This is a genomic window from uncultured Psychroserpens sp. (assembly GCF_947500255.1).
Taxonomy (GTDB): Bacteria; Bacteroidota; Bacteroidia; order Flavobacteriales; family Flavobacteriaceae; genus Psychroserpens.
Genome location: NZ_CANMRL010000001.1, coordinates 1,080,435 through 1,093,504, shown reverse-complemented (window position 1 = coordinate 1,093,504; position 13,070 = coordinate 1,080,435). Strand labels below are relative to the sequence as shown.

The following is a 13,070-nucleotide window of genomic DNA, read 5'->3' as shown; positions in this document are numbered from 1 at the left end:
CCTCACCCTACCCCTCTCTCAATGTCTTTGAGAGAGGGTTGGTTTTGGTATGCTGAAACAAGTTCAGCAGTAACAAAGGGGGTAAGGATGTTAAGTTATTAGGCTAATTCGTCTATAGCATTCTTGATAGATTGCATTGAGATTTGCGCTACAACTTGTCTTGGTGTGTCATCAGTATTTAACTGTAAATAACCATTAACGATATCTACATTTTCAATATGGCGTTCGCCATCACTTTCAGAAATACCAATAGCAGCATCGTTTAATTCAAACTGTTGCGATTGTGGTACCTCATCTGGATTTTCAAAATCAGAAAGATCATCAAGATACGGCAAGGCTTTATTGACGTTTAAACCAATACTTTGTGCCTGTAAGATGGTAAGAGCCGTTGGTACTCTGGTTGCCCAAGCTTTACCAAGTTTCTCACCTTCTGGCTGACGTAATTCTTCAACAAGAGATAAGTACAACTCATCTTCTATCACAGGAACTTCACCACCATTCCAGATTTGACCAGTTTGCATGTAATAACGAACTGCTTCTTCAAAACCTGGACGCACTGTTACAATCACTCTTGCCATACCTGCTTGCATGAAGTTTCTAAATAATGGATCGTTAGACTCATCATATTGGTATAAGCTTGTCCAATCTTGACGATTGCCCCAATAGTAAGGATACAAGTTGTAAGACATGATATCCCACTCAAAAGCTTGCTCCATAAACTTCACAAATGCCGCGTAGTTATCTAAGGCTTGATTTACATTAACCTCTAAATTACCAAAGGTTGCAGCTCCACCACCTGTAGTTGAAAATAAATTAGACTTTCCGTAGGTGTTTTGCGCACTTGGGTTTTGGTCTATTAAATAAGAAATGCAGTTTTTACGTAAGATCTTATTTTCAAACTCACGATAGAATCCTGGATTAGTCCCTTTAATCTCAATACCATTAGCTTTTTCTTCAGCTAACTTTTCATTGAAGGCTGCTAACGCATCTTCATAAGCATCAATAATTGCTTTGAAAGTTTCTTGTTTCCACTTATTCTCGTACTCGGTTGTTAACTCACATTTTACAGATGCAGATACATCGCCACTAATATGGTTTCCTAAAGTATAAGATACTGGAACCTCATTCACATAGTCATTAATACTTTGATTTAAAGTTAATGTTCGGCTTAAGAAACGTCCTGTGAATTTATCGGTAGCATTACCAATAGTTAATGATAATATATTTCCTTGGGTATCATAATCACTCGATGCATTAAAAATACCTGTAGCATAAAACGCTTTATATCCTTCAGGAATTTTAATTTTACCATTTCCTGAATTAGATTCGGTATGCGCTAATGAAGATCCTCCTGTTAGGTTAATATTAAACGATTCTCCAACAGAGATATACTGTTTAGGTTTTGCATTGTGTTCTACATTATACTTTCCTGCCCAATACTTTAATTTTGCATCGGTAAGCATTGTAAAATCTTTAAGGTTTTGAGTTGTAGACGTTCTTGGGTCTGTAGGTTCTATTAATCCATTTTCATTTTGGTTATTTGCGCCTCTCATTCCTAATTTATGTAATTTTCCTGGTTGAGGTACCATGAATTCAAACATCAAACGTTTACCATAGTTTATGATTTGGTTTTTAAAGACCTTATCGACCCAACGGAATACACCTACAACATGCTTATCACCTTTTCGGTTATCAAAACCATGTGCATTATTTTCTTCGAACTCTTCTACGATTTTTTCAATACGTTCTTCTTTAACTTTGGTTACAATTCTATCAAGTGCACGTTCAGTAATTTCTTTAGAGTTTGTAACAGCTTGTAGCGTACTTTGTTCTTTAGAATTATGTGTTGCATAATTAGCATTAGCAAATAATTGAAGACTATCTGTAGGGCTATAATTAACACCAGCCGAAGCACTAAAGTCTTTACTGTTTGCAATCACTTTTGATACTTCATTTTGCATTTCAAAACGCTCTGTAGATGTAGTATCTGTTAATTGCTCTCTTTCTGTTTCTGTAGAACTTGTAAGCGTATCTTCTTTACGACGTAAACGTCTTGTGCTACGCTCCTTAAACTCTCGCGCCATCACATTTTCGATATGAGCAACATCACCTTCAACATAACCTTGAGTAGATTGCTCTACTTTGTTATAATCGGCAATACCTAATTGTTTTACACCAAAACCACTAGGTACAAAAGGTGTTTCATTAGATGTGCCGGGGTTTGGAGGATTGTCATTATCATTTGGATCGACAATATCTCCAATCAAAACACCAGAAGTACATGTTCTTAGTACAAAATCTGGTGTGTTAAACGTTTTAACTACACCATTTGTAAATGTGATAGTACCAGAAAATGAGACTAATTGTGGTTGATCTGAATGGCGTGGTGATCCAATATCCATATTTCTTAAGAAAATAGTATTTCCTAATCTAATAACCGTATAAGAGACGTCACCATTATTGGTAAAGTCTTCGTCTGTACGCTCTAAAGTATAATCAAAGCTTGCGACTTGCCATGACGCATCAGGAACAACTATAGATAAATCTGCATTGTGAATAGTTGGTAAAAATAATTTTCTTACTGCCTTTGAACACAATTGAAAACTAAAATCAGACGACGTGTTTGTTGTATCTACGGGAACAACAACACCACCTATACTCACAAGTGTTGTATCTTCATCTTCAGTGTTTTCTACAATCGTATCGTCGTTTCCAGAAATGACATCTTGTATATGTCCATCAATATCTGTAAAACCTTCATAATCTTCTGCAAATGTATCAAATGAAGATTGCTCAATACGTTCCATAACACCTGGAGTTTCTCCAGAAGTTGAAGCCACCAAATCAGAAAGCGTTTCGAAACTTTCTGGGCTTAATTTAGATTGTAAATACTCGTAATCTAATTCTTTTTTGAACTCAAATGTAAATTCTGGTAACTCTGGTTCGGGTAATGAATCGGGTTGGTTACAAGGATCATTTGGATCATAATCAACATTTGGGTCTTTTATTCCGCACCATCTTTTCTTTTCATTTTCAATATCTATTGTGTATTGATCTAAAATAGGCTTAATCTGTTTTTGATAGTCTTTTTGAGCAGCCTCTAAAGCTTTAGACTTTTCTTTCTGATACGCCTTTTCAACACGCTTTAATTCTTTAGATAGTAACGCTAACTCTTGGTTGTGTAATTCTGCTTGGGCAATACGTTGCTGTCTTGCCATTGAACCTGTTGGAACCGACTTAACTGTTTGTGTATCTTTTGTTGCAATTTTCTTTTCTTGGCTTGCTTTGTCAATGTCACCATCTCCAAATAAAGCTTTTGGTAATACAACTTTAGCGTTGATTAAGTCTTTTAATTGGTCCTTATCGCCTTTATAATTAGAAAGCACATGATTAGCAATTAAAAGTTGAATAATTGTTTCTTTCGCGTAGAATGTTTCCTGCGTTAGTGTTTGATAAAATAAATTGTCCCATAACCTCCCTAGAACTTCACTCTCCCTAAGATTAGAAACACCTTCCATTAGCTTCAAAAGTTCATCTAGATTATAAGATAATCGGTTTTTTGCGATCCAAACGGATAATTCATATAGTTTGGTATCTATTTCTTTTATTCCATCCACTGATAATGGTTGAAATGAATTGGCGACCACTTTCATGGCTTGCCATTTTTCTGCAGCATCGGTTAAGGTCGCTGCAGCTGCATCAAATTCTCCTTTTTTAACAGCTGCATCTCTAAAAACAAACCCGTCTTGAGGTTTATTGTCATCTGTTAATTCAGGTGCTCTCATTGATACAAATCGAAAGAGCGTGTTTTTAATTTCTGTACTCATTTTTAATTTTTTAAAGTTTATACTTGTTTTATTAAGTTCAATTAAGAACTGTTATTGTTTCGCTTTTCTAACAGTTTACCTCAATTGTAAAGCCTTAATAACTAAGGCATAAACTTTCATCGTATTCCAACATTTTGTTGAATACGTAACCATCATAGATTTTAATAAGACGTCTTTGTGATTTAAAATCTGAAGAAAACGCTAATAAAATCACACAAATGTTTGATTTTTAACTAATTTTAGTATCTTAGCATTTAAATAGAGTACAAATATAAAACATTTTACAAATTAAAACAAACAAAATGCAAAATAATTTTGTAAAAAGTTAGATGTATTAATATTAAAATTATGGAACAGATCGACGAGAAAATCACCGCCATTATTAACCACTTTCATTTAAATAATTATGCGTTTTCTAAACGTATTGGTGTTACCGGAACTACTATAGATAGTATTGTTAATGGTAGACCTCAACAAGATGGTTCACGTAAAAAAACTAAGCCAGGTTATGATGTACTTTCTGCGATTATTGATGAGTTTGATATCAATCCTGATTATCTTTTCGGAAAAAGCAAGGTGATGTTAAAATCTGAGCTCCCAAACACTCCAACATATTCTGGAATGCCACAAGTAATTTCTACAACGCCTCAAGGTGAAGAAAATGTAGTTTATGTTCCTGCTAAAGCTAGGGCTGGATATTTGGATGGTTATGGCGATGCTGAATATATAGAAACCTTACCAGCATTTCATATGCCACAACTATCAAATGGCACGTTTAGATGTTTTGAGGTACAAGGTAATTCTATGGTGCGTACATTTTTTGATGGTGATATGGTTTTTGGACGTTATGTTGAAGACTTTAACGACATTAAAGACGGTCGTGTTTATGTAATTATTAGTAAAAATGATGGTGTTGTTTTAAAGCGTGTGATTAACCGTATTCAAGAACGTGGGAAATTGATTCTTAAAAGCGACAATAAAGATGGTAATTATCCAACATATACTATTAATGCCGAAGATATTATGGAGATTTGGTACGTTACAATGTTCGCTTCAAAGCAAATGCCAGAACCTGTAGATGTTTATGATAGACTCCATCAATTAGAAAGTCAAATTGTAGACCTACAACAACTCATTTCACAAAACTCTAAAAACTAGATGTCATTTTCTTATTCGAAAAAAGAAAAACTTAAAAGTAAAAAATTGATAGAGCAGTTGTTTTCTGAAGGAAAATCAATCTCTACTTATCCGTTGCGTCTCGTATATCTAGAAACAACATTTGACGAGGAGGCTATTCAATTTAAAACTGGAGTTTCTGTAAGCAAACGGTATTTTAAAAATGCTGTAGACAGAAATCGTATCAAACGCTTACTTAGAGAAGCCTATCGCCTTAATAAAGCTGAGTATTTTAACAACATTTTATCGTCTTATGCGTTAATGATTTTGTACATTGGTAAGGATGGAACGGATTTTGATTCCGTAGAAACAAAAATGAAAGAACTTTTAGATGCTTTTTCTAAAAAGGTGTCCCAACAATAAATGATTAAAATCATGAGAAAACTACTACACAAACGGATTTTAATTCCGCTACTAGCATTCACCATATTTTTTAGTGGAACCGCTTTTAAAAGCGATTTTTTCGAAATTGCTAAACAAATAGAAATATTTACAACGCTCTTTAAAGAGCTAAATATGAACTATGTAGATGAAACCAATCCTGGAGATCTCATGGATACCGCAATTAAGAGTATGCTTGCCGATCTAGATCCATACACTAATTATTACAATGAACAAGATGTTGAAGCATCACGAATAAATAATGCTGGTGACTATACAGGTATTGGCGCGAATGTGTTAACCTTAAAAGATAAATTAGTAATTGTTGAACCTTATAAAGATTATGCTGCTGATAAAGCTGGACTTAAAGCTGGTGACGAAATTATAAAGGTTGATAATGTTGTGGTTGCCGATTTTAAAGATGACGCAGGAAACCTACTCCAAGGTGCAGCTGGAACTTCTGTAAATGTGACTTACATCAGACAAGGAAAAACCGAAACAGCAACCATACAAAGAGAAGCTGTAGATATTCATGCTGTACCGCATTATTCTATGGTTAATGATAATATTGGATACATCGTACTTAGAAAGTTTAATGAAAAAACATCATCAGAAACTATTAGTGCGCTTCGTGCTTTAAAAAATCAAGGTGCAGAAAAGTTAATTTTAGATTTACGTGGTAATCCTGGAGGATTATTAAGAGAAGCGGTTAATGTGACTAATATTTTTGTTCCAAAGAACCAGCTTGTGGTGACGACAAAATCAAAGGTTAAAAAATATAATAAAACCTATTACACATCAAAAGAACCTATAGATACCGAAATTCCTTTAGTTGTACTTATTGATGGCGCTAGTGCTTCGGCAAGTGAGATTGTATCTGGAGCTTTACAAGATTTAGATCGTGCTGTGGTGGTGGGTGCTCGTAGTTTTGGAAAAGGTCTTGTACAACGACCTAAGCGACTTACTTATGGTACTCAAATGAAAATCACTATTTCAAGATATTATACACCTTCAGGACGTTGTATTCAAGCTCTTGATTATTGGAATCGCGATGAAAACGGAAATGCTACTCGTGTAAAACAAGAAAACTATAATGCCTTTAAAACTAAAAAAGGACGAACCGTTTATGATGGTGGAGGCGTGCAACCGGATTTAGAATTGGATGCTACAAAGTTGAGTACCATTACTAAAGCCATCATTAATGAAAACCTAATTTTTAAATATGCTACTGCGTATTATTACAAGAATTCTATAACAGATTTAGAAAATTTTAGTTTGACCGATTCAGATTTTAGTGATTTTAAAAATTTCCTAAATGCGAATAACTTTAACTTCGAAACACAAACAGAAAAGGCGTTTGCTAATGCACTTGCCGTTGCAAAAGAAGAACAATTAAATAATGAAATTAATTCTGATTATTCTGATTTAATTTCGGCTTTAGACCGTTATAAAAGTAAAGCGATTGATGATAATAAATCACAATTATTATCGCTATTATCTGATGAAATCGTGAAGCGTTATTTTTATCGTGAAGGTTTATATACTTATTATGTAGCCAATAATTTTGAAATTCAAAAGGGTGTTGAAATACTAAAAAACCCTTCAAATTATTTAAGTTACTTAGATTGATACAACGTTTAAATTTGACGAAAACGTTAAAAAAATCTATATTGTATTATCTGTAGACGTATGATGATGAAAAAAATACTGTTCATATCGCTCATTTTTACTCAATTTTTCTTTGCTCAAGAAGCGATGACTCATGAGGTATATTTTGAAACAGATAAGTATGATGTTCCTCCAACAGAACACTATCGTTTGCTCTTGTTTTTATCTGAAATAGAGACCTTGGATATTGAAAAAGTATCTATTTATGGATTTACAGATGACAGAGGAACAGATTCTTACAACTTGGTCCTATCACAAAACAGAGCTAATTCTATAAAGACTATTTTTTCTAATAATGAATTTGATGAATCCATCATAACAAATGTTGATGGAAAAGGAGAGGTGCTTCTCAAATTGGTAAAAGAGGAAGATATTCATAAAATTAGAGGTCTAAATAGAAAAGTTGAAGTTATTGTTCAGCCTTATAACCCACCTAGAGTTCAAAAAGTAGTTGAAGAAAAACCTAAGGTTGAAGAAATTATTAAAGGCGAATTAAAAGCAGGTGATAAGTTTACATTAGACAATATTTTATTTAAAACGGGATATAGTAAATTATTACCCGAATCAAAACCTACACTTGAAAATATTGCTAAAGCTTTAGTAGAACGAGAAGATATTTATTTCACAATTCAAGGCCATGTATGTTGCACTCAAAACAGTAGAGATGCTATAGATCGCAAAACTAAAAAACGTAATCTATCAGTGGCTAGGGCTAAATTTATTTATGATTATTTAGCCAAAAAAGGGGTGAGTAAAAGACGTATGAAATATGTAGGTATGCGTAGAAAATTTCCTTTAGGTGGTGAGCCAAAATTTGATCGTCGCGTTGAGATTCTCGTCACCTATGTTGGTGAAAATAATTAGTTATCTACAGACTTTCCAAAACATAAAATATAACCGTCTGGATCTTCTATCTCAAAATCCTTATTTCTATATTTTGTATCTTGAATTGGTTTTGTAATTGAAACATGATAGTCGCTCCACCCTTTTCTAGGATAGCGAATTTTGGGTCTTTTTTGTGCATCCAATTGATATCAAATCCTAATTTTTTAGTATAAAATTGTACAGATTCTAATACATTTTTGACAATAAATTGTGGTGCTATCGAGTTCATTTTATCCTTTATAAACCATACCAATATGCGGAATCCCATCTTCAAGGTACTCCTCTCCTACTTCATAAAATTCTAAAGTATTATAAAACCTCTTTAAGTAAGTTTGCGCCGATATTTTAATTTGAGTTTCATTGTAGTGAGATTTCACAGCTTCAATAGAAGATTTCATAATATCATAACCATATTTATGAGCTCTTTCTTTAACATCAACTACTACTCTACCAATACTTGCATATGTAAAATAATCACCTGGTTTAAACACTCTTGTATAAGCAACTACTTTACTATTTTTAAAACCAATAACATGTAATGCATTTTGATCTTTTCCATCTATATCTTGATACACACAATCTTGTTCCACGACAAATACCTCACTTCTCAACTGAAGTAAATCATATAATTCTTGAGTTGTTAACTCTTGGAAGGTTTTTACTTTTATCTCTAGCATAGATCTAGATTAGCAAGACACAGGAATTTTATCTACTCGTTTTTGATGACGACCGCCTTCAAATTCGGTATTTAAAAATGCATCTACGATTTGTATTGCTTGTTGTAAAGCTGTAAAACGCGCTGGAATACAACAAATATTAGCATTGTTATGTTGTCTTGTTAATTCGGTGATTTCCTTGGTCCAACAAATTCCTGCTCTAACTTTTTGATGCTTGTTGGCCGTCATCGCTACACCATTAGCGCTTCCGCAGATCAATATTCCGAAATCCACTTTATTATCAGCTACATCATTTGCTACAGGATGTACATAATCTGGATAGTCAACACTATCATTAGCATTTGTTCCGTAGTTATTAACCGTAAAACCTTTAGCTTCGAGGTGTTCTACAATAGCTTGTTTATATTGGGTTCCTGCGTGATCGTTACCTATTGAAATGGTCATAATTTTAGAGTGTTGTTTAAAACCTTAAAGTTAATAATTGCTTATAAATAAACCGAGGGATAAAACACATAGTTATTCATAATAGTTAAGTTTGATATGGACTTTATTTTCTTTAGAAGTAAACGTTGTTAACTTCTAAGGTGTTTACATTTCATTACTTGTTAATATCTTCTGCTAAGTATTTAAAACTTTTATTAGGATTATCTGAGAATTATTACAAACAAAAACCTAAATGTAATCACCTAAAAAGTTAGTCGTTTTTTTTAGTGAAGTTATCAGCATCAATTTCTTAAGATACCAACATGATTTTTATAAATACTTATTAAATTTTAGTTGTCAACATTGGTTATCAACAGCTGTTAATAGTATTATAAATTTCATTAAAAATGAGCATATTAAAGATAAACATCATGTTAATTAACTATTCATCGAATTGTATAAGTCACTAATCAAAATAAAGTCTAAAAAAGTTATACTAACTATTAACATCCTATAATAATCACCATTTTATTTTTAAATTTTTAAAAGAAAAAAGATGATATGTATATATATGTTGATAACAAGTCTTTTTCATTAATTTAACACTAAACAAACACGATTAAATAATTAAACCGTAGATTTGCAGAAACTTAATATCTTCACTCCTCCTATATTAAGTTTTTTAAAGACTGAATTCCTAACACTTTTAGGAAATGAAAATGATTACAAATTATAATGACAAAAAAGAAAAAAAGGAAATCCAATAAAGGGATTTCAAACCTTACAAATACAATTCTTAGTATTTTAAAAAAAGATAGAAACCAATCCTTTAACTATAAACAAATTGCTGCTAAGCTTGGTGTTAATGACGCCAGTAGTAGAAATCAAATTATAAAAACTTTAGCTAAACTAGCTGCAAAACAGGAAATAGAACAAATAGATCGTGGTAAGTTTAAAGCGATTATTAATACCGAATATCATATAGGTATTGTTGATATGGCGTCCAGAGGTTCTGGATATATTATTAGCGATGATTTTGATGAAGATATCTATATTGCTTCTAATAACATGAACAAAGCTTTAGATGGTGATGAAGTTGAATTTTATGCTTACAAACGTAGAAAACGAGGTAGAATAGAAGGTGAAGTCACAAATATTATTAAACGTGAAAAAAGTGAATATGTTGGTGTGATCCAAATCCATAAGAGCTATGCTTTTGTAATTCCTGATGGCAATAAAATGCATACCGATATTTTTGTGCCCATCAATAAAATTAATAAAGCTGAAGAAGGTGATAAAGTACTAGTTTCATTAGAAGATTGGCCAGAAAAAGCCGATTCTCCTTACGGACGAGTACTTAAAGTACTTGGTAAACCTGGAGAACATAGTACCGAAATTCACTCTATCCTTGCAGAGTATGGATTACCTAATGAGTTCCCTCACGAGGTTGAAGCTTATGCAAACCAATTAGATACATCTATTACTAAAGAAGAGATTGCCAAGCGTCGTGATATGCGACAAGATTTAACGTTTACCATAGATCCAAAAGATGCTAAAGATTTTGACGATGCTTTATCCTTTAAAATCTTAGATAATGGCTTATATGAAATAGGAATTCATATTGCAGATGTATCGCATTATTTACAAGAAGGTACGGTTTTAGATGATGAAGCTTATGAGCGCGCAACCTCGATATACTTAGTTGATCGTGTTGTACCAATGCTTCCTGAAATACTATCTAATGGTGCTTGTTCATTACGACCACATGAAGAAAAGTATACCTTTTCTGCAGTGTTTCAAATGAATGATAAAGCCGAAATTAAAGACCAATGGTTTGGTAGAACAGTTACCTATTCTGATGCACGTTTTGCTTATGAAGAAGCGCAATCAATTATAGAAACTAAAACAAATGCTATACCTAAAGAAGTGTCTTTAACTGGCAAACCTTATAAAGCAGATCAAGCGGTTGCAGATGCAGTTTTAAAACTAGATGAATTAGCCAAAATTATGCGTCGTAAACGTATGAGCACTGGTGCTATTTCTTTTGATAAAGTTGAAGTGAAATTTAATTTAGATGAAGATGCAAATCCTGTAGGAGTCTACTTTAAAACTAGTAAGGATGCAAATAAACTCATCGAGGAATTTATGTTGCTAGCAAATAAAAAGGTTGGTGAATTTATTGGAAAACAAAAGAAAACGTTTGTATATCGTATCCATGATGAACCAGATGATAGTAAATTAGCTGCCTTACAAAATGTAGTAGGACGATTTGGATATAAACTTAATTTTAAAGACCGAAAAAGTGTATCGTCATCGTTAAATAATTTATTGAAAGATGTACATGGAAAAAAGGAACAAAACTTAGTTGATACTTTAACGATTCGTACCATGAGTAAAGCCGAATATTCTACACATAATATTGGACATTACGGATTGGCATTTGATTACTACAGTCACTTTACGTCACCAATTAGACGATATCCTGATGTGATGGCACATCGCTTATTACAACATTATCTCGATGGTGGAAAATCGGTCAATGAAGAGGCTTATGAAGATAAATGCAACCATTCGAGTAATATGGAAAATTTAGCAACTAAAGCCGAACGAGATTCTATCAAATACATGCAAATTCGTTTTATGGAAGATCATAAAGATGAAGAATTTGTAGGTGTTATTTCTGGAGTAACAGATTGGGGAATTTATGTTGAAATCATATCAAATAAATGTGAAGGCATGGTGAGTATTCGTGATATGAAAGATGATCAATATGTTTTTGATGAAGATCATTATGCATTAATTGGTAAAAACACTAAGCTCATGTATCAACTAGGTGATGAGGTGGTTGTAAAAGTAAAAAACACCGATTTAGTTAAAAAACATTTAGATTTTACACTTATTGGAAAGCATGAAGATGCCTAGTTTTAAGATGTAACATTTCAGAATAAATAGACACTTATTGAAAAAATACAATTATGATTCTAACCACTACAAATTCTATTGAAGGTTTTAAAATACTTGAATATAAAGGAATTGTCACAGGAACATCTTCAGAATTAAAAACAAAGTTTTCTTTTAAAACAGAAAAAAATATGACGATCATTGAAGATTTAATGAATGAAGCTAAAGAACAAGCCTTTCAAAAAATGAAAACCAACGCTCAACAATTAAATGCTAATGCCGTCGTTGGAATAAGTGTTGATATTGAAACGGTTGGTGGTTCGTATTTCTTTGTATCTGTTACTGGAACAGCTGTTCATGTAGCTTAAATTTTGATAATACTGTAACAATTAACATTTAGTATCATCTTTAATACATCAATCACACGTAAGTATTATAAAAACACATCAAGATGAAAACTTTTCTTACCCTCACATTAGCTTTATTTACTTCACTATTAATTGCTCAAAATCCTAAAGAGAGAGCTGTTGGTGACTTTAATGAAGTTAAAGTTTATGACCTCATTACTGTTAATCTTGTTAAATCTGACGAATCAAAAGTAGAAATTACTGGAGATGATATAGAAGATGTAGTTGTAATCAATAAAGATGGTAAATTAAAGATCAGAATGAAAACCGATAAGAGTTTTAATGGTGATCGTACCTTCGTTTCAGTGCATTATACAACACTAGATGTTATTGATGGTAATGAAGGTGCTTTTATTACATCTAATGAGCTTATTAAGCAAAGTCAAATAGAATTAAAAGCACAAGAAGGCGCACATTTAAAAATAGGTTTAGATGTAGACCAAGTTGATATTAAAGCCGTATCTGGAGGTATTGTTGAAACTCGTGGTAAGGCTATTTCTCAAGCCATTACTTTAAATACTGGTGGTGTTTACGAAGGGAAAGCTTTCGAAACAAAAAACACTTCAGTAAATATAAAAGCTGCTGGAGAAGCCGATATTAATGCCTCTAAAACAGTAGATGCTAGAGTTATTGCTGGTGGTGATGTATATATCTACGGAAATCCACAAAATATTAAAGAAAAAACGACATTAGGCGGTCGAATTAAACGAATGAACTAATCTATT

Annotated in this window: 11 protein-coding genes; 7 read left to right on the top strand and 4 right to left on the bottom strand. The window is 32.7% G+C overall.

All coding sequences use genetic code 11. The features are described from left to right. Nucleotides 1–98 precede the first annotated feature (98 nt). Nucleotides 99–3,827, bottom strand: a complete 3,729-nt coding sequence (locus Q0783_RS04710; RefSeq protein ID WP_298893674.1) for a hypothetical protein — start codon at nt 3,825–3,827, stop codon at nt 99–101. 348 nt (nt 3,828–4,175) lie between these two features. Between Q0783_RS04710 and Q0783_RS04705 the strand changes: the two genes are divergently transcribed. From Q0783_RS04705 to Q0783_RS04690, 4 genes are all read left to right on the top strand, one after another. Then, the gene (locus Q0783_RS04705; RefSeq protein WP_298755565.1) at nt 4,176–4,985 is read left to right on the top strand and encodes a S24 family peptidase; all 810 of its coding nucleotides are present in this window, start codon (nt 4,176–4,178) and stop codon (nt 4,983–4,985) included. Further along, complete coding sequence (gene rnpA / locus Q0783_RS04700) at nt 4,986–5,366, top strand: ribonuclease P protein component (protein ID WP_298893672.1); 381 nt, start codon at nt 4,986–4,988, stop codon at nt 5,364–5,366. A 12-nt stretch (nt 5,367–5,378) separates the two neighbouring features. Next, on the top strand, nt 5,379–7,013 hold the full coding sequence (locus Q0783_RS04695) for a S41 family peptidase (protein WP_298893670.1): 1,635 nt from the start codon (nt 5,379–5,381) through the stop codon (nt 7,011–7,013). A 66-nt stretch (nt 7,014–7,079) separates the two neighbouring features. Next, nucleotides 7,080–7,916, top strand: a complete 837-nt coding sequence (locus Q0783_RS04690; protein WP_298755557.1) for an OmpA family protein — start codon at nt 7,080–7,082, stop codon at nt 7,914–7,916. 46 nt (nt 7,917–7,962) lie between these two features. Here Q0783_RS04690 and Q0783_RS18370 read toward each other — a convergent pair whose 3' ends face one another. The 3 genes from Q0783_RS18370 to rpiB are packed head-to-tail and all read right to left on the bottom strand — an operon-like array spanning nt 7,963 to nt 9,058. Then, on the bottom strand, nt 7,963–8,166 hold the full coding sequence (locus tag Q0783_RS18370) for a VOC family protein (protein ID WP_366915432.1): 204 nt from the start codon (nt 8,164–8,166) through the stop codon (nt 7,963–7,965). A 1-nt stretch (nt 8,167) separates the two neighbouring features. Then, on the bottom strand, nt 8,168–8,614 hold the full coding sequence (locus Q0783_RS04680; protein WP_298893666.1) for a GNAT family N-acetyltransferase: 447 nt from the start codon (nt 8,612–8,614) through the stop codon (nt 8,168–8,170). 9 nt (nt 8,615–8,623) lie between these two features. Further along, nucleotides 8,624–9,058, bottom strand: a complete 435-nt coding sequence (rpiB, locus tag Q0783_RS04675; protein WP_298893663.1) for a ribose 5-phosphate isomerase B — start codon at nt 9,056–9,058, stop codon at nt 8,624–8,626. A 714-nt stretch (nt 9,059–9,772) separates the two neighbouring features. Between rpiB and rnr the strand changes: the two genes are divergently transcribed. The 3 genes from rnr (at nt 9,773) to Q0783_RS04660 (ending at nt 13,064) form a co-directional block, all read left to right on the top strand. Beyond that, on the top strand, nt 9,773–11,959 hold the full coding sequence (gene rnr, locus Q0783_RS04670) for a ribonuclease R (RefSeq protein ID WP_298893661.1): 2,187 nt from the start codon (nt 9,773–9,775) through the stop codon (nt 11,957–11,959). A gap of 53 nt (nt 11,960–12,012) precedes the next feature. Further along, nucleotides 12,013–12,306: a heavy metal-binding domain-containing protein gene (locus Q0783_RS04665; RefSeq protein ID WP_230934624.1), complete on the top strand. Its 294-nt coding sequence runs from the start codon at nt 12,013–12,015 to the stop codon at nt 12,304–12,306. Nucleotides 12,307–12,389: 83 nt separating this feature from the next. Continuing rightward, nucleotides 12,390–13,064 (top strand): head GIN domain-containing protein, encoded by a 675-nt coding sequence (locus tag Q0783_RS04660; protein ID WP_298893659.1) that lies wholly within the window; start codon nt 12,390–12,392, stop codon nt 13,062–13,064. Nucleotides 13,065–13,070: the final 6 nt, after the last annotated feature.